This window comes from Olivibacter sp. EAT-5, from assembly GCF_044784325.1.
GTDB classification, from domain to species: Bacteria; Bacteroidota; Bacteroidia; order Sphingobacteriales; family Sphingobacteriaceae; genus Olivibacter; species Olivibacter oleidegradans.
The window spans coordinates 2,132,132-2,150,609 of record NZ_CP173028.1; the positions used below are offsets into that span (position 1 = coordinate 2,132,132).

Annotated in this window: 13 protein-coding genes; 7 read left to right on the forward strand and 6 right to left on the reverse strand. The window is 41.8% G+C overall.

All coding sequences use genetic code 11. The features are described from left to right. Positions 1–8: 8 nt before the first annotated feature. Together odhB and ACH11B_RS08725 are read left to right on the forward strand one after the other, a co-directional pair. Complete coding sequence (odhB, locus tag ACH11B_RS08720) at positions 9–1,568, forward strand: 2-oxoglutarate dehydrogenase complex dihydrolipoyllysine-residue succinyltransferase (RefSeq protein WP_377613262.1); 1,560 nt, start codon at positions 9–11, stop codon at positions 1,566–1,568. 160 nt (positions 1,569–1,728) lie between these two features. After that, positions 1,729–2,724 carry a hypothetical protein gene (locus ACH11B_RS08725; RefSeq protein ID WP_149105176.1) on the forward strand — a complete coding sequence of 332 codons (996 nt, stop codon included), beginning with the start codon at positions 1,729–1,731 and terminating at the stop codon, positions 2,722–2,724. A 255-nt stretch (positions 2,725–2,979) separates the two neighbouring features. On the opposite strand, the gene ACH11B_RS08730 is transcribed toward ACH11B_RS08725, so the two are convergent. Then, entirely contained in the window at positions 2,980–3,702 is a 723-nt protein-coding gene (locus tag ACH11B_RS08730) for a head GIN domain-containing protein (RefSeq protein WP_130854418.1), read from the reverse strand. A gap of 415 nt (positions 3,703–4,117) precedes the next feature. Between ACH11B_RS08730 and ACH11B_RS08735 the strand changes: the two genes are divergently transcribed. The 5 genes from ACH11B_RS08735 to ACH11B_RS08755 all read left to right on the forward strand — a co-directional run bounded on the left by ACH11B_RS08735 (position 4,118) and on the right by ACH11B_RS08755 (position 10,192). Further along, a complete protein-coding gene (locus ACH11B_RS08735; protein WP_377613263.1) occupies positions 4,118–5,287 on the forward strand; it encodes a hypothetical protein in 1,170 nt (389 codons plus the stop codon). 211 nt (positions 5,288–5,498) lie between these two features. After that, a complete protein-coding gene (locus ACH11B_RS08740; protein WP_013664975.1) occupies positions 5,499–6,044 on the forward strand; it encodes a plastocyanin/azurin family copper-binding protein in 546 nt (181 codons plus the stop codon). 367 nt (positions 6,045–6,411) lie between these two features. Next, positions 6,412–7,815, forward strand: a complete 1,404-nt coding sequence (gene lpdA / locus ACH11B_RS08745) for a dihydrolipoyl dehydrogenase (protein WP_377613264.1) — start codon at positions 6,412–6,414, stop codon at positions 7,813–7,815. 97 nt (positions 7,816–7,912) lie between these two features. Next, positions 7,913–8,302, forward strand: a complete 390-nt coding sequence (locus tag ACH11B_RS08750) for an acyl-CoA thioesterase (protein ID WP_013664977.1) — start codon at positions 7,913–7,915, stop codon at positions 8,300–8,302. 18 nt (positions 8,303–8,320) lie between these two features. Continuing rightward, positions 8,321–10,192 carry an LTA synthase family protein gene (locus ACH11B_RS08755; RefSeq protein ID WP_377613265.1) on the forward strand — a complete coding sequence of 624 codons (1,872 nt, stop codon included), beginning with the start codon at positions 8,321–8,323 and terminating at the stop codon, positions 10,190–10,192. Between the two features lie 59 nt (positions 10,193–10,251). On the opposite strand, the gene ACH11B_RS08760 is transcribed toward ACH11B_RS08755, so the two are convergent. From ACH11B_RS08760 to ACH11B_RS08780, 5 genes are all read right to left on the reverse strand, one after another. Then, complete coding sequence (locus ACH11B_RS08760) at positions 10,252–12,186, reverse strand: LTA synthase family protein (RefSeq protein WP_377613266.1); 1,935 nt, start codon at positions 12,184–12,186, stop codon at positions 10,252–10,254. A gap of 16 nt (positions 12,187–12,202) precedes the next feature. Further along, complete coding sequence (locus ACH11B_RS08765; RefSeq protein WP_013664980.1) at positions 12,203–12,514, reverse strand: DUF3817 domain-containing protein; 312 nt, start codon at positions 12,512–12,514, stop codon at positions 12,203–12,205. Positions 12,515–12,681: 167 nt separating this feature from the next. Further along, positions 12,682–15,852: an efflux RND transporter permease subunit gene (locus ACH11B_RS08770; protein ID WP_130854413.1), complete on the reverse strand. Its 3,171-nt coding sequence runs from the start codon at positions 15,850–15,852 to the stop codon at positions 12,682–12,684. Between the two features lie 43 nt (positions 15,853–15,895). Beyond that, entirely contained in the window at positions 15,896–16,987 is a 1,092-nt protein-coding gene (locus ACH11B_RS08775) for an efflux RND transporter periplasmic adaptor subunit (RefSeq protein ID WP_049795143.1), read from the reverse strand. 121 nt (positions 16,988–17,108) lie between these two features. Further along, entirely contained in the window at positions 17,109–18,461 is a 1,353-nt protein-coding gene (locus tag ACH11B_RS08780; RefSeq protein WP_377613267.1) for a TolC family protein, read from the reverse strand. Between the last annotated feature and the right edge of the window lie 17 nt (positions 18,462–18,478).

Consider the following 18,478-nt stretch of genomic DNA (forward strand, 5'->3'; position numbering starts at 1 on the left):
AAAAGATTATGGCAATAGAAATAAAAGTTCCAGCCGTAGGCGAGTCGATAACGGAAGTTACCTTATCTCAATGGCTGAAAAAAGATGGCGACTATGTAGAAATGGATGAAAATTTGGCTGAATTAGAATCCGATAAAGCCACCTTTGAATTACCGGCTGAAAAGGCTGGGATACTCCGTATTATTGCTAAAGAAGGGGATACCTTGGAGATCGGTGCGGTTGTCTGCACCATTGAAGAGGCAGATGGTAAAGGCGCAAGCACAACACAAAATAATACTACACCAACGGCTACACCGGAGGCAAAACCGGCCACTCAAGATAATGGTTCAACCGGAGCTCCTGTTGAAATTAAAGTGCCGACTGTGGGCGAGTCGATCACCGAAGTGACCTTGTCGCAATGGCTGAAAAAGGACGGTGATTACGTAGAGATGGATGAAGATTTGGCGGAACTGGAATCTGATAAAGCAACTTTCGAACTGCCTGCTGAGGTAGCAGGGACTTTACAGATTGTTGCACAAGAGGGTGATACCCTTGCTATAGGTGCAGTAGTATGTAAGATTATTCCGTCTGGTAAGGGCGCTGCAGCTGCTGCCCCAAGCAGCGCGTCAGCTCCGGCTACAGCAAAAGAAGAGGAAGAAGAAAAGGAACAAAACTATGCTGCCGGAACACCTTCACCCGCTGCTGCTAAGATTTTAAAGGAAAAAGGAATTGACCCAAGTACCATTAAAGGAACCGGGAAGGACGGACGTATTACAAAAGAAGATGCCTTAAAAGCGGAGAAAAAGGCCGTTGAGCCAAAACTGTCAGCGACAGCGTCGGCTCCTAAGGCTGAACCATCGACAACAGCACCTAAAGCTGCTGCCGGTTCGAGAGATGAACGTAGGGAGAAAATGTCTTCACTCCGTAAGACGATAGCCAAGCGTTTAGTTTCTGTTAAAAATGAAACGGCTATGCTGACTACTTTCAACGAAGTGGACATGAAGCCGATCATGGATCTGCGTGCAAAGTATAAGGATAAATTCAAAGATAAATATGGTGTGGGCCTCGGCTTTATGTCATTCTTCACGAAAGCCGTAACGACGGCCTTGGCGGAGTGGCCTGCAGTAAATGCACGGATCGAGGATAACGAGATTGTATATAGCAATTTCGCGGACATCTCTATCGCGGTTTCTGCACCGAAAGGTTTAGTGGTACCGGTAATCCGTAATGCAGAGTCCATGACCCTAGACGAAATCGAAAAAGCAGTTCGCGATTTGGCCTTGAAAGCGCGGGATAACAAATTGACTATTGATGAAATGACCGGTGGTACCTTTACCATCACCAACGGTGGTGTGTTCGGATCCATGATGTCTACACCGATTATCAATGCCCCTCAATCAGCCATCCTAGGAATGCATAACATCGTGGAACGTCCGGTAGCCATTAATGGTGAGGTCGTGATTCGCCCAATGATGTATGTCGCCCTGTCTTATGACCACCGCATCGTTGACGGACGGGAATCTGTTAGTTTCTTGGTTCGGGTGAAGGAATTGTTGGAAGACCCTGCTCGTTTATTATTGGGCATTTAATAAAAAGCTTATCTTTTAAAAAGCGGTTGGAATTTATTCAACCGCTTTTTTTTGAGAATGTCTATATTAAATGATCATCAAGAACCTTTCGTTGAATTATTGGCGCAGCTTGTTTACCCGGGCAAACTATAGAAACTTGCCAAGGGTGTCATTATAGAATATGAAAAAATTAGTACTGGTTACTTTATATTGCCTTTCATTTTTTGTTTCGAGAGGACAACAGGAGTTTGAATGGCAGGTGAAGGCTTTCGGCTTTGCTGATAACCGAGAGTATTTAAATGCGAAGCTCCATTCACAGTCGATATTGGGCATGCGTTTTGCTCCCGAAGTGGGGCTTCGGCTTGATAGTACGCATCGTATCCGCTTTGGGGTCAACTTTTTACAGGAGTTTGGTGCGGAACCTTTTGGCGAAAAAGTAAATCCAATCCTTTACTATAACTACGAAAACAGGGGCTTGTCCTTTTATATTGGTGCATTTCCGCGCTTCGAACTATTGGGCGACTATCCTCGTGCCGTATTGAACGATACCTTAATGTATTACCGGCCTAATATAGAAGGGCTCTTTTTCCGTTATCGAAAGGGAAGTTTCCATCAGCAGATATGGGTTGATTGGACCAGTAGGCAAACAGCTGAAAAAAGGGAACAGTTTATGGTTGGCTTGTCCGGAAGAGCGCAAACTGGCCTGTTTTTCTTTTCACATTATTTAAGCATGCTGCATACGGCCAATACGTCTAATGGCGAGTTCCCCGTGCGGGATAATATGGTTGCTCTTTTGCAGATCGGGGCCGACTTGAGCGATCAATGGGTGCTGGATTCACTGACGATTGCGGCCGGTGGTTTAGGATCATTGGATCGTATAAGGGGAGAGTATGACACCCGTACGCCAAAAGGATTCATTGCTGACCTGCATGCCGCCTACCGATCCTGGTTTATACATAATACCTTTTATAAAGGGCAGGCACACGATATCCTATTCGGAGACCGGTTTTACACGAAAGATAGCTACGATCGATTGGATCTTGGCTGGCGACCGTTTAGAAAAGGAAATGTGGAAGGTTTCTTTATGTTCAGTTTGCACTTTACACCAGGCGAGATCAGCAACCAACAAATGATCCAGCTTCGGTATAATTTCGGAAAAGCGTTGAAGTTTAATTAGTGAAGTAGTTGTAGGGAAATAGTTGAGTAGGGAAATGGTTGATCGTAGACGTAAGATATAGGATCAGCCAATGTGAGATGTGCCAATGATGGTTACTAGTAGCGCTGGCGGTTGAAGGGGCCCTTACTTAAAACCTATAACGTAGAACTTATAACTAGTCAGGCTTGAGTTGCCAAATAACTTAATAGAGCAATGAGCAGGGGGGATTTACCTTACCCCCCAATACCTTACCCCTTATACCTTACCCCTCATCCCTTATAGCCTTCTAACTTTGCCTGATCCGGAGGTGGAAGCATTCACACTTTTTACATTTCCTGCATAATGGACAGAACCGGAGCCACTGATTTTGGCGTTTAATTCCTGATTGGTAAACACATAGGCATCACCTGATCCACTAATGTTAACATTCGTGCTATTAGCCGTTAATTTTGCCCCGTTAAATTTGCCCGAACCACTAATCCGGATGTCGTTACTTTCAGTCGACCCCTGAATATCAAGTTGTCCCGAACCACTGATAGCAGCAACAAAATTATCTACCTTGGCCGTACAGGATATATTGCCGGATCCACTTACTTTCACGTCAAGTGCCGGCGAAGTAATTGTACCGGACACTTCGATTTTTCCTGATCCACTCTGAGATAAGCCGGTTAACTGCTTAGCGGTGATATACACCGATACATGTCCTTTATTGATCGAAAACCAATTCAGGTTTTTTTTCATGCGGATTTTAAGTGCTCCCTGTTCTACTACGGTTTCTACATTTTGTAAGGTTTCCGGATCGCCTTCTAATTTGAGCGATTCGGTATTTCCCATTTTAATGTACACGTGGAAGCTCCCGCTGTTCTGTATGCTGTTAAAACCGCTAACATCCCGGCGCTCTTCATCGAGCTTGTTTAATAAGGTTGCATGTGCTATACCCATGCACATAAAAGGCAGTAATACTGCTAACCATCCGAGTGATCCGAATAACCTTTTCATTTAAATACTGTTTTAAGTGGTCATGAGGTTTACCAACTGTGTTTTGATAAGTGCAAAGCGGTATCCTTCATGTATCTATTGGTTTGTTTTTATCGCGTCTAATGTAGCGTGATTTTTATATAAGACGCATAAAGTCGGAAAACGTTGCATTTTTTTTATCTTTATTCGTTTAAAAACAAATTTCAAATCTTTTTATTTATACAAGATAAAGTGCCTTAACCGCTTATGTTTTAAAACAGACTGGTTTTCGTGAGCTGACTATAAAGTAAGAGTTGCAAGCATGGGCCAAAATTATATATCTTCCATGGTTTTGTAGACGTATAAAAAAGGAATGAAACCTGCATAAATTGTTATAAACAGAAGACAGTGAATAATTTATGCAAGCTTCATTGCCATTAAAAGCAAATTTATTCCAATGAAAATTAAAAAGGTAGATACTCCCGCACTCGCTAAAATTTTTCTAGAAATACCTTTGTCTTTATATGCTTCTGATAAAAACTATATACAACCGCTAAATGAAGATGTAGAAAGTGTGTTTGACCGACAAAAAAATGGCCTCTTTGCCATCGGCGATTGCTGCAGATGGGTCTTGTTTGATTCTCATGGAAAGGCAATCGGACGAATAGCGGCCTTTTTTGATACCATAAGTGCCAAAAGCTATGCGCAACCCACGGGAGGTTGTGGATTTTTTGAATGCATTAATGATCAAGAGGCTGCCTTCGCCTTGTTTGACGTCGCAAAGGAATGGTTGAAACAGCAAGGGATGGAAGCGATGGACGGTCCGATCAATTTTGGGAGTAGGGAGCGTTGGTGGGGACTGCTCGTTGACGGTTTTGTTGAACCCTGCTATTGCAGTAATTATAATCCGCCCTTTTACCAAACACTTTTTGAAGCTTATGGTTTTCAGACCTATTTCAAACAATATACCTATAGACGGTTAACAGACGGTAACATAGATGATCGATACGCGGCCAAGGCTAAACGTGTCCTGGGAATGAAGGGTTACCATTTTGATCATGTAAAGCGACACGAGTTGGATCGTGCAGCGCGACAGTTTCGAATGATTTATAATAAGGCCTGGGTGAACCATGATGGGGTAGGAAAGATGACAGAAGAGCAGGCTAACAAATTAATGAAGAATTTGAAACCGATCGTTGATCCGATCGGACTATGGTTTGCTTATTACGAAGGAGAACCTGTAGGCTTCTTTATTAGCATACCCGATGTAAACCAGCTATTAGTGAAATATGTAAAGGGGAAAATTGGGCTGCGAGGCCTGTTTGTTTTGCTTTGGAATAAATGGTTTAAGCGTTGCAAAACGCTCTTCGGTATAGTTTTCGGTATTGTGCCCGAACATCAGCGTAAAGGGGTAGAGGTGGGTTTGGTAATGGAGTCGGCCCGTGTATTTATTAACAAAAAAGCGAAAACCGGTTACGCAGAGTTACAAATGAATTGGATAGGCGATTTTAATCCCAAGATGATGAATTTGGCGCAGCAAATCGGCGCCCACATTTATAAGACGCATCACACTTATCGTTATTTATTTGATCGGACGAAGCCCTTTGAGCGACACCCTATTCTTTAATAGTTGAATCGTTAAGTGGTTAAGTAGGAAAATAGTTGGTGACGTGCTCAAACCTTATACCCTAGAGCCGATAGCTGACATCCGAAAGCTAATACCTAATTGCTAACACCTAAAAGCTTAATGTGGTACAATTTCAAGAGAAGCAAAAGGATTTTGATAAATTATTAATAAGTTTGTAATTAGCTAATAAGAAAAACAAAAAAGAAAAGAAATGAAGAAAGTATTTATCGTGCCGGCTTTAGCGGCGGCATTGTTTTTAGCAGCTTGTGGTGGAGGTGAGAATAAAAATGCTACCCACGAACATGAAGAGACGGCTGCTTCAAGTACCCCGGCAGAGACTCCGGCTGCTGCCACTGTTCCCGGTATAGAAAATGTGCAGGTAACAAGCCATATCGAGCTTCAGGCTTCTGATGACATGCGTTTCGATAAGGATTTGTTCAAAGTAAAGGCCGGAGAAAAGGTAAAACTTACGTTGAAGAATGTTGGACAACAACCGATCGAGTCAATGGGACATAACGCCGTTGTCTTAGATCAAGGTACTGACATCGCGGCCTTTGGAGGAGAAGCTTTCAAAGCGAAGGATGATGAATATATCCCTTCTACTTTTGCTTCCTCGATTATTGCCCATACGAAGCTTTTAGGTCCAGGTCAGTCAGATGAAATCGAATTTACCTTACCAAAAGCAGGTGTATACGAATTTATATGTAGTTTCCCCGGACACTGGGGAACGATGCAAGGTAAAATCGTAGCTGAATAGAACTTAATATACAGTTTAAAGGCCCTGTAAGTGTCATACTTACAGGGCTTTTTCTATGAAGCTAAGCTATTCATACAGATAAGAATGGATGATTTAAGACCGGTTTTTTAGCTACCTTGGCCTGCACCAAAGTTACTATGCAAATTATGAGAAAAGGTATATGTTGATTCTAAAAGCGCATGGTCTTGAATGAACAATCCGATAGTCAATAAAAAAGTCAAATTATCCAAGTTTTATCATTCAATTCACGCTTTTATAAGGAATTAGCGGTAAGAATTCATACCTTTGACTGTCAATTTCACTTTGTTTGCTCGTGAACAGAAATTGGCAAAATATCTGTAAATTGATAAGAAAATAAATTATATCCATGCAATACGACGTCGTAGTAATAGGCAGCGGACCCGGAGGCTATGTAGCCGCTATCCGTTGCGGTCAACTAGGGTTAAAAACAGCCATTATTGAGAAATATAGTACCTTGGGAGGTACCTGCTTGAATGTCGGATGTATACCATCCAAAGCCTTGCTCGATTCGAGTGAACACTACCACAACGCGAATAAACATTTTGCAGAACATGGTATCAATCTGAGTAACTTGAAGGTCGACCTAAAGCAAATGATCAAAAGGAAGAACGGTGTAGTGGAGCAAACAACCGGAGGAATCACCTTCCTGATGAAGAAGAATAAAGTGACGACCTATCAAGGAGTTGGTTCTTTTGTTGACAAGAATACCATCAAAATTACGAAGGATGATAAAACAACGGAAGAAATTACCACGAAGAACGTCATTATTGCAACGGGGTCAAAACCGGCATCATTACCCTTTATTACCATTGACAAAAAAAGAATCATTACCTCAACAGAAGCACTTAATCTAACTGAAGTGCCAAAACATTTGGTCTTGATCGGTGGAGGGGTTATTGGCTTGGAACTGGGATCGGTATATGCACGTTTGGGTGCAAAAGTGACGGTGATCGAGTACCTCGATTCCATTATTCCTACAATGGATAAAGGCTTAGGAAAGGAATTGCAGAAATCGCTAAAAAATCTAGGTTTTGAATTCTTGTTAAGTCATAAAGTAACCGGAGCAAGTGTAAAGGGAAAAACAGTCACCGTAACTGCTGAAGATGCAAAAGGAAATCCGGTAAAAGTAGAGGGCGATTACTGCTTAGTAGCCGTAGGACGTACAGCCTATACAGAAGGCTTGAATTTGGATGCCATTGGTATTAAATTAGAAGAACGAGGTAAAAAAGTGCCGGTTAATGAGCACTTGGAAACGCCTGTTGCCGGTATATATGCAATTGGTGATGTGATTCGAGGGGCAATGCTTGCGCATAAAGCGGAGGAGGAAGGTGTTTATGTTGCTGAACTCATTGCCGGGCAAAAGCCACATATCAATTACAATCTTATTCCCGGTGTCGTATATACATGGCCGGAAGTTGCCAGCGTAGGTGCAACCGAAGAACAGTTAAAAAACGACGGTATAAAGTATAAAGCCGGGTCTTTCCCTTTCAAAGCAAGTGGGAGAGCACGCGCAAGCATGGATACCGAAGGTTTCGTTAAAGTGCTAGCCGATGCCGGTACCGATGAAATTTTAGGCGTTCATATGATCGGACCACGTGTGGCCGACATGATTGCAGAAGCAGTTGTTGGTATGGAATATCGTGCGTCAGCGGAAGATATTGCACGTATTTGCCATGCACACCCAACATTTACTGAATCATTTAAAGAAGCAGCTCTAGCAGCGACGGGAAATAGAGCAATTCATATTTAGTAGGGTAAAAGGCGTAGGGTGTAAGGTTTACGGTAAGGCTACCATCGCTTTATACCTTACACCTTATCTCTTACACCTTAACTTACTCCTTTAACACATGAATTTTCATACAAGAAAATGGGTAAAACCCGAAGATTTAAACCCAAACGGCACCCTGTTCGGCGGGACCTTGTTACGCTGGATCGACGAGGAGGCTGTGATTTATGCCATTGTGCAGTTAGGGAACTCCAAAGTTGTGACGAAATTTATTTCGGAGATTAATTTTGTGAGTTCTGCAAAGGCTGGGGATATCATTGAATTAGGTATTCAAGCTACACATTTTGGAACTACTTCAATTACGCTGACCTGTGAAGTACGGAACAAAATTACAAGAAAGAGTATCCTGACCATTGATAAATTGGTGTTTGTAAATCTTGATGATAACGGGAATCCGGTTCCTCACGGAAAGACCGAAATTACTTACGCTTTTGCCGGCGATAGACCTTAAGAAGATTTTAATATTTTCATGAATAAATTATTCGGCATCCTATGGCGATACTTCGCCTTTTGGATGCTTTTTGCTATCCTTTGTAGAGCCTTTTTTCTGGCTTATTTTCACGAACAACTCCACCTGTTACCTTGGATGGAAGTCCTGAAAATATTTGCATATGGAATGCGTATGGACGCTTCCATGGCTGCTTATATTTGTGCCATCCCCACTTTAGTGCTGATTTTGAGGGTCTGGGTTGATCGCTTGCATATTTCTCAACGTCTATCTCGCCTGTATGTATGGAGCGTAGTAATCGCTTGCTCCCTGATCAATATTATTAATTTTAATATTTACCGGGAATGGGATACATTAATATCATACAAGGCGGTCGATTTATTTTTAGATTCACCTCATTTAGCCATTGCTTCCGCCGCCTCGTCTCCTATTTTTTTATCCTCGCTCTTGTTGCTGAGTTTAAGTTGTCTTGGCATTTACCTGGCTAGATGGATGAAGATTTACCAATGCACTTTTGTCGGCATAAACAAATGGTATAAAAAAACTTTCACATCACTGGGGCTTCTATCCGTGGTTTTTCTATTAATACGTGGAGGATGGGGGCTGACACCGCTAAACCCGTCTATGGTCTATTTCGCTACCAATGCCTTCCCCAACCATGCAGCTACCAATGTATCTTGGTATTTTATTAATGATATCTTACATGCCGGCGGATTACATCGTAACCCTTATATCAGCATGAAAAATACGGAGGCCAAGCAAGCGGTCGCTCCGTTGCTTAAAACTACAGCTGGGCACACTACACGAATTCTAAGTCGATCAAAACCCAATGTGGTTTTAATTATCCTGGAAAGTTTTACAGCCGATCTGGTGCAATCACTGGGAGGTGAGAGGGGAGTGGCACCAGGTTTGGAAAAGCTCATTGCGGACGGTTTATTGTTTGATCACATATATGCATCAGGAGATCGGACGGATAAGGGAATGATTGCCATCTTGAGTGCTTTTCCGACCCAATCATCCAAAAGTATTATAAAGAATATCCAAAAGCAGGCTGAGCTTCCTTCATTAATGAGCGATTTTAAAGAAAAGGGATACCATACTTCTTTTTATTATGGGGGAGAAAGTGAATTTTATAACTTCAAAGGCTATATGTTAAGTCATGGATGTAGGAAGGTCGTCGACCAGCTCTGTTTTCCACATCGTGAAGCCCGATCGAAATGGGGAGTATTCGACCATGCGACGTTCGGTAAACAGCTGCGCGGCCTCGATAAAGAAAAACAACCTTTTTTCTCTACTTTACTGACGCTGAATAATCATGAACCTTTTGATCTACCTGGTGTGCATCGTTTTGGAACAGATAATCTGCCCAATCTTTTTAGGAGTACGGCTTTTTATACCGACTCGGTTTTATGTAGTTATTTAAAACAAGCCAAAACGAAACCTTGGTATAAAAACACGCTCTTTATTATTGTGGCCGATCATGGCCATCGTTTGCCATTGGAACAATGGGAAAGTAATTGCCCCAAGCGTTATCGTATACCTTTGTTATTGTATGGAGATGTGTTGCAACCTGCCTATCGCGGAAAGCGAATCAATAAGATAGGAAGTCAGGTTGATCTAGCGGCAACTTTATTAAACCAATTAGGCTACGACGCTAAACCGTATACATGGAGCAGAGATTTGCTGAATGACAGTACCGTTCCCTTTGCTTTTTTCAGTTGGTCTGACGGCTGGGGAGCGGTGAATGGACATTGCCAGGTGGCTTTTGATAATGTCGGAAAAGTAATGAGTTATCAGAAGAGTTTGGATTCGTGCCAACACAGTAAAGAAGATTTGCTTCATCAAGGAAAAGCGTATATGCAGGAGGTGTATAATCAATACTTAACTTATTAATTGAGAGGCGCTTTCGGCAATGAGCTTTAAGTGCCGGCAGACTCTAAGTGAGACGCAGTTTACTTGATCGGATGATCGGTTAATTCATCCTGAATCATCCGGTTATTGTATTGTTGAATAAAAGCGTTTAGATAAGTTTCCATTTTTGCCAATACGATCGGTTCGTCCTTAATTAGGTTATGCTTAGTGAGTCGGTCCTCCTTTAGGTTATACAAAGCGGTACTAACCTGTCCATCGTTTAGCAAAAGGTAATCACCATGATAAAGACTAAAGGTGCCGTCATTATTATTTATGACAAAATTGTCTGTTTGCGGTGAGAAAGCATTGAATCCAAACGCAAAATAAGGTTTATCATAGTGTAGATAACTTAATACGCTGGGCATAATGTCAATCTGTTGTACAAGCTTGTCGGCTTTTCCTTTTAGGGTTCCTCCGGGATAATAAAATAGTATCGGAATAGAAAACGCACCGGGGATGGTTTGATACTCGGGGAAGTATGAAACGGTTGCATGATCAGCGCAAAGTACAAAAAGCGTTTGTTTAAACCAAGGCATCCTCGAGGCGGTTTCGAAGAATTTCCTCAATGCCATGTCCGTATAACCCATCGGTTCCTGCACTTCCAACGGGCCTCTCGGAAATTTGCCGGCATACTTGGCCGGTACTTTAAAAGGATGGTGAGAAGACAAGGAAAAAAAAGCCGTAAAAAAGGGTTGATGGAACGTATTGATGGTTTTAGCCATAAATTGCATAAAAGGTTCGTCCCAAATGCCCCAAATGCCATCGAAATCGGCATCGTTGTTATATTCGGTTTTGCCGTAATAGTGCTCGATACCTGCAAGTTTTGTATACGAGGAAAAGCCCATGGAGCCGTTGGGTGCTCCGTGAAAAAAGGCCGTTTCGTAACCTTTATCGGCCAGTAATTTCGCAATGCTCGTTGTCTTGTTACCGGAATAAGTGGAAAGAACAAAGGGTTCCCGAATGGAGGGGATACCGGAAATAATCGATGGCAGTGCATCAATGGACTTTCGCCCATTAGCATATGTATGTGTAAAAGTGTAACTGTTTTCAACCAGCGAATCAATAAAGGGAGTATAACCTTTATAGGTTCCGTTGGCTAAATCTCGATTTAACGCTCCTACATGTTCCTTTCCTAAACTTTCAATAATCAAAAAAACCACATTAAGCGGTTTAAAGGCAGCTGTATCGTGTGGTAGGTGAATCGGATTATATATCCCTTGAAGCGTCGCCTCATCGTAATAATGAACCGGTTTTAAACTGACTGCTTTTAAGGTTCGTATAATTGCGAAGGGTGTATTCAGTACGATGCTCATTTGATTGGGCGACTGGACGAATTCACCGGCATTGCTTAATGTGATAGGACGTGTGCTGTGGCGCCATCCTCCGCGCATGCCCACAACCGTTAAATAAGCGAAAGCAAAAAACAAAATCGTATGACTGAGATAATACCGAGCATTTCGTTTCATTGGATTCTTCAAACGAATGCAATCGTAAAGGCGAATAAACAAATAAATCAAAAAAATAAATAGAATAAGGAGGTACCAATAGCCGAGTAAAAAATCAACCGTTAACTTCCATTTATTCTGTTCATTGATAAATTGACTGAACACAGTACCGGTAGTACGCTTGAGCGTGAACTTATAATAAGCAATATCGATTAGGTTAGCAGCAATACCGACGCTGTTCGTAATGATAAACAACCATTTGGCTACCTTTTGATAAGGTACATGATATCGAAATGGAAAAGGTAGAATCTGGAGTAAAATGTAAAGAATATTGATGTAAAGTAAAGCCGATAGGTCGAATTTGATACCACCCAGAAAAATACTACTGAATTGCGAGGTGCTAATGTTTGGAAATAACGACTGATTGCCTAAATAAAATCCAAGCCTCAGTAAACTGTAAAGCACCAGTAAAAATATAAACCTAGCTATCAATGCTCCATATATGGGCATTTTAACCGATCCGACCCTCATATTTATTGGTATAGGTTTAGTTAGCTTCGGCCTTTAATCTTTTTTCTACAACAAATGGTGCAAATGGCAAGAGCGAGGCAAAGAAAAATAAAAGGACTCTTCCAAATTTCCAACTATATTCTGTCCAGCATTGAATTAGCGAAAATACATAAGCAATAAAGAGAACACCGTGTGCCCAGCCTACATATTTAACTGCGAGTGGAAAATCTGCCCAGTACTTAAGCGGCATAGCAATAAATACCAACAAGATAAAGGAAATCCCTTCCAGTAAGGCTATTTTTCGAAATCTACGGACTGTACTTTTGTTGGCTGCAGTATTTGCTGACATTATAAATATGTTAATATTTTGTTAAATGCAGCAAAGGTAGGGGATCTATCTATTGATTCTTAATTCTTTAGAAGGTTTGACTTATTTATGACGGCAGCGGTGACTGTGAGTTGGACGAGTCAATTTATTAGTCAATTGGCTGATTAGCCAATTGACTAATAAGCTAATTAGCCGTGGTGGCTTTCATACTCTTTTACTTCTTTATGATCGTATTCCTCAACCATTAACTCTTCGATTGGCCTACCCTTTTTATCCCATCCCAAGCGGTGTAAAATGTTATCTACCACTTGATATACTACAGGCACAATAATCAAAGTTAAGAAAAGCGAGCTGATCAAACCACCTATAATAACCCAAGCAAGGCCATTTTTCCATTCAGAGCCGGCACTTGAAGCCAATGCGATGGGCAGCATCCCTATTACCATTGCAATAGTTGTCATCAAGATGGGACGCAAACGGGCATGGTTTGCATGGATAAGGGCCTGCCGTGTGCTATTCCCTTCCGCTTTCATTTGGTTGGTAAAATCCACCAAAATGATCGCATTTTTGGCAACGAGTCCGATAAGCATGATCAAGCCCAGAATAGTAAAGATATTCAATGAATTATTCGTCAATGCCAGGGCAAGCAATGCACCGATAACGGATAATGGAATGGAGAACATCACCACAAATGGGTACACAAAGCTATCATACAATGCTACCATAATCAAATATACCAAGACGATGGAAACCATCAAGGCAACGCCTAAGGTTCCGAAGCCCTCCGATTGATTTTCCATATCACCACCCCAAACATAGCTGACACCCGTCGGCTTCGGAATTGACCCTAACTTTCCTTCAAATTCCTGAATAACGGTACCCGATGGACGCCCCACGGCTTGCGATTGCACTTTAACCGAAGTACTTTTGTCCCTACGCTCCAGTTGGCTAGGTCCCGAACCTTCTTTTACTACAGCAAATTGAGAAAGCTTAATGAGCTTACCGTCCTTGTTTGTGAAATAAAGATTCCGTACATCGTCAATATTCTTCCGGTCATAATCTTCAAAGCGAATATTGATATCATACTCATACTCACCCTGGCGATATTTGCCATCCGTATTACCATTAAAAGCGGTTTGCATGGTACCTCCAACAGTTTGCAGCGATAAACCAAGCGCGGTCATTTTATCGCGGTCTACTTCTACCGTGATTTCGGGATTTCCACTTTCCACTGAAAGTTTTGTTTCGGCAGCACCGGGAACTTTCGCTAAAAGCGCTCTTGCCTTTTCGGCATAAGCCAATACGCTATCCAGATCCGAACCGGTAACGACCATTTCAATTGGTGCTTGCTGCGCGGCTCCTAAAATATCAATCGGTACGGTTTTCACCTTGGCTCCTACCAATAACTTTTGAATTTCTCCTTTTAGCTTGGCAGCGTAAATATCAGATGATTCATCCCGTTCTTCTTTGGGAGTGAGTTTTACGGTAATTTCTGCTTTATACGCAGTCGATTGATCAGCACCAAGGTTGTCGCTCGACTGACCGACGGTCGTGATTAAAGAAACAATTTCTTTCTTCTTGCTTAAGAAGTCCTCCGCCTTTCTAGTAACTTGGTTCGTTAATTCAAGAGAAGCATCTTTTGGCAATTCGATTTGGACCAAAAACTCCCCACGATCACTCTGTGCGAAGAATTCTGCTCCAATAAAACCACCAAAAGTTAATCCGCAAGACGAAACCAGTAAAAGTGAAACCGTAACGAGCGTGATTGCTTTATGATCCAAAGCCCAGTTTAATATACCCGTTACCCAATTGGTGAAACGATGCAACTGCTTTTCAAACCAAAGAATAAACCTTCCGATAAAATTACGGTTTGATATGCGTTCAAGTTTTCCAAATCGAGAGGTGAGTAGTGGTACGATGGAGAAAGAGGCCAATAAACTCAAAAGTGTAGAGATCATCACTACCACACAAAACTCCCGAAGAATATCAGATACTAAACCGGTACTCACTGAAATCGGAAGGAACACGACCACGATAACCATGGTGATAGACACAACGGTAAAACCAATTTCCTTGGTTGCGTCATAAGAAGCCCTCACTTTATTCTTTCCCATCTCCATATGCCGATAGATGTTTTCAATAACAACAATCGCGTCATCTACCAAAATACCTACCACAAGCGATAAACCGAGTAAAGACATGAGGTTTAATGTGAAACCAAAAAGGTAGATTCCAATAAAGGTTGCGACAAGTGAGGCGGGTATAGCCACCATAACGATGACGGCATTTCGTAAACTATGTAAAAAGAATAGCATCACCACCGCAACTAAGATAACGGCGAGGAATAAGTCATGTACCACCGCATCGGCTGATTCAAGCGTATAGTCGGACGTATCATTGGCGATAACAATCTGAAGATTTTCTTTTTGGTAATCAGTGGTCAAACGTTCAACAATTGCCCGTACTCCTTCACTTACTTTTACCGCATTTGCGTCCGAGGTTTTAAGGATCTGCAATATAATGGAGCCACTTCTATTTAGTCGCGCTATTTTTTCAGCATCCTCCTGTGCATCCTGTACGTCAGCAACGTCCATTAGTCGTATTTGTGCACCGTCGTCTGCCGTACTTATGACTAAATTTCGTAATTCATTAACCGATTTGTATTTACCGGCCAAGCGGATTAAGATATCTTGATTCTTGGTTTTTACACTTCCTGTTGGAAAATCCAGGTTCGAGTTGAGAATTACCTGTTGTACGTCCAGTGCAGACAAACCATAGGCTTCCAATTTCGCCGCGTTTAGGTTTACTTGTATCTCACGTTCCTGACCGCCGATTAAATTCACCTGCGCTACACCATTTACACGAGAAACAATGGGCTGGATGCGTTTATCAATTAAATCAAAAAATTGCGCATCATCCATATTGGCTGTAGCAGACAGCGTAATGATGGGGAGATCATCAAGCGAGAACTTGGCCAATGAGGGCGTTTCCGCGTCATCGGGCAGGTCTGACAATACTGCGTTGACTTTACGTTGCGCATCATTGATCGCATAATCGACATCCGCTTCACTGGTAAGCGTAATAGTAATAACAGAAAGCCCTTCAAAAGAAGTCGCTTCCAGTTTTTTAATATTCTCCATGGAAGACACTGCGTCCTCCAACTTCTTAGTAACGGTGTTTTCTACTTCATTCGGTGAGGCGCCCGGATAAATCGTTGAAATCGATACGACTCCCGGATTAAACTTAGGAAGCATCTCATAATTCAATGACAAATAACTAATGATTCCCAGTAAGGTTAAGGCGGTAAAGACCACGATAACAATAGAGGGGCGCTTTATAGATATTTCAGCAATTTTCATTCGAATAATTGTTTATTCATTTAAGTGACAAGGGTTTTATGCCCTATTTAGTCGTGTTATTACGTGCGTTTTCATTTGCCTGTGGTTTCACTTCCGTGCCATCAACAAGATTGATCTGGCCGCTGGTTATTACGGTTTCGCCTTCTTTCAGGCCGTCTATGATCTCTACCTGTTCACCTAAAATGCGTCCTGCAGTTACTTTCCGGAGTCGAGCAGTATTGCCATTTTGCAAAACAAATATTTCATTACTACTTACACTTCCCACAAAAGCACTTCGTGGTATAACAATTGTGGGTTGCTGTTCAGGTAAGTCGAACGTAGCCGTTGCATACATACCCGCTTTTAATTGTTGAGTGCTGGAATTTTCCACTTGAATTTCTACCGGATAGTTCAGGGTATTGTCAGCTTTTGCAGCAATAAAGGAAATTTTACCACTGAATTTTTTGTCCGGAAATACGGTAGTTGTGATGCTTACCGGATCGCCAACTTTTAAGTTCACTACCTGTGATTCATTGGCATTAACAAGTAATTTGAGCCTCGAAACATCTACTATATCAAATAAAGCTGTGCCGGGCGAAACATACGTGCCTACTTCGATATTCCGCTTGTTAACAATACCCGATATGGGCGCTTTGATATAAGCATCAGCTAATCGGCGTTTAGCTTGTTGTACTTTATTTTCGGCATTGCGTACGTTGAGATTGATTTCGTCAAGTTGCGCCTTGGTAACACCACCGGTTTTAAAGGAGCTTTCGTATCGTTGCTGATCAGTCTTTAATTTACTCAATGCGTCTTCTGCCGCTTCCAGATCCAAATTAAGATATTCATCATCTATTCGCGTTAATAGTTGCCCACGGCTAACATGAGATCCTTCATCTACCAGGATTTGTGTAACTCGTCCGCTATTTTCTGCTAACAGGCTCAAATCTTGCCAAGCAGCGAAGTTGCCATTGGAAGAAAAATCGAGATTGATAGCCGATTTGCTAGCAGTGGTTGTACGCACCACAACAGCACCTGTACCCTTTGCTACGATATCCGTTTTGGCTTGGTTCTCTTTTTTGTTGTTATTCAATACCCACGCGATTATCGCCAGGGCACCGAGGACAATAAGTAGAGTAAAAATGATTCTTTTCATCTGTATATATTTATGTTTTACTTGCCAAATGAAGTGTACCATATCTGTTTAAAACTTGCATGTTAAGGTACGGGTGCTTCATTTGAATCTATCTATGGAATGAGAATGATCGGTTTGTATTTTATTCTGTTAAGAGTGATTTGATATTGCCGTTTGACTTAATCAGTTCGATTTGTGCTACTTTATAATTGAGTAGTGCCTCGTTATAACTGTTCTGCGCCGATACGAGATCCGTTTCTGCCGTTAATAGATCGGTTAAGCTTGCTAAGCCATTGCGATAATTGTTTTGCGTGCTATAGAATACTTCTTCGGCCAGTTTCTTATTTTCTTCTTGTGTTCGGATCGTTGTCAAGCTGTTCTTAAGTTGATTGTTTGCATTTTCATAAGCCATTTTTAAAGAGTTAGAAGTGTTTTTTATGTCTTGATAATTTTTTTGTATCTCAACATCCGCTTGCCTAACTCTGGAGCGTCTGGCAAAACCGTCAAATAGCGGCACCTTCAAGGTCAGCGTGATGGCAGACATATCAAAATTCAGCGCTTTGGACGAATAGGGATTAAATCTATTACTCTGTGTATTATAAATATAGTTGGCGCCAAGTGATAAGCTAGGGTAATATTCCGCAATTCTCGCCTTTTTTTGGTAACTTAATAAGGACTCTTGGCTTTTTAGTACTTTGTATTGTGCCATTCGATCCAAATTGAAACCATTGCCATCCAAGGCAAAGGCTTCCTGTTTTAAGGTCTGTAATTCACTTTGTGGAATCTGAATGTTTTCGCTAATGGGCATACCCATATAGTATTTAAGCAAGTTATTCTGTTGGGTGATAGCCGTTGACAAATCCTGTTTTTGAGATTCGAGATTGCTTAAGTTCACTTTCACTCGATCCAGATCGATTTTCTTTGCCAGGCCGAGATCATATTGACTGGAGGTCATCGTGAGCAATTTCTGCGTACGATCTATATTGGCGTCAATCACCTTCATCTTTTCTTGATTGATGATTACCTGATAGTAGGCGGAAGCAACTTGTTGTATCACATTCTCTTCACTTACCTCTGCGGCCAATTTGTAATACTCTTCTGAACTTTTAGCCGCTTTTAATCCCGTAAAAACGGATTGGTTGAAGAGTTCCTGGTTCAATTGGACTTGTGTAAGGCCCGTCCAATATTGCCCCCCCGCAATGGCGACGAATTCACCGGGCTGGCCGCCCATGAATTCAGCCGGAACTACAAATTGTGGCAAAATCAAATTTCGTGTAAGGCTACTGGTGAGATCAACTTGCGGAAGCGCGCCGGCCCTTACTTCAGCTACTTTATGCCGACCGTTCAGGATATCCAATCTGGCTTTTTCAAGGACCTCACTGTTTTTTATAGCATAGTTGAGCGCCTGCCTGAGCGTTAAGGAGTCTTGCGCCTTTAAACCTAAAGAGGAAATCAATATAAATGCGAAAACCAATAAGGGTTTTATAGATTTCATATGAGATGTTGTGTTAT

Coding starts and splice junctions, on each gene's coding strand:
- ACH11B_RS08775 (WP_049795143.1), bottom strand. CDS start 16,987: ATGAAAAGAATCATTTTTACTCTACTTATTGTCCTCGGTGCCCTGGCG.
- ACH11B_RS08765 (WP_013664980.1), bottom strand. CDS start 12,514: ATGTCAGCAAATACTGCAGCCAACAAAAGTACAGTCCGTAGATTTCGA.
- ACH11B_RS08755 (WP_377613265.1), top strand. CDS start 8,321: ATGAATAAATTATTCGGCATCCTATGGCGATACTTCGCCTTTTGGATG.
- ACH11B_RS08770 (WP_130854413.1), bottom strand. CDS start 15,852: ATGAAAATTGCTGAAATATCTATAAAGCGCCCCTCTATTGTTATCGTG.
- ACH11B_RS08780 (WP_377613267.1), bottom strand. CDS start 18,461: ATGAAATCTATAAAACCCTTATTGGTTTTCGCATTTATATTGATTTCC.
- ACH11B_RS08760 (WP_377613266.1), bottom strand. CDS start 12,186: ATGAGGGTCGGATCGGTTAAAATGCCCATATATGGAGCATTGATAGCT.
- ACH11B_RS08725 (WP_149105176.1), top strand. CDS start 1,729: ATGAAAAAATTAGTACTGGTTACTTTATATTGCCTTTCATTTTTTGTT.
- ACH11B_RS08750 (WP_013664977.1), top strand. CDS start 7,913: ATGAATTTTCATACAAGAAAATGGGTAAAACCCGAAGATTTAAACCCA.
- ACH11B_RS08740 (WP_013664975.1), top strand. CDS start 5,499: ATGAAGAAAGTATTTATCGTGCCGGCTTTAGCGGCGGCATTGTTTTTA.
- ACH11B_RS08730 (WP_130854418.1), bottom strand. CDS start 3,702: ATGAAAAGGTTATTCGGATCACTCGGATGGTTAGCAGTATTACTGCCT.
- lpdA (WP_377613264.1), top strand. CDS start 6,412: ATGCAATACGACGTCGTAGTAATAGGCAGCGGACCCGGAGGCTATGTA.
- odhB (WP_377613262.1), top strand. CDS start 9: ATGGCAATAGAAATAAAAGTTCCAGCCGTAGGCGAGTCGATAACGGAA.
- ACH11B_RS08735 (WP_377613263.1), top strand. CDS start 4,118: ATGAAAATTAAAAAGGTAGATACTCCCGCACTCGCTAAAATTTTTCTA.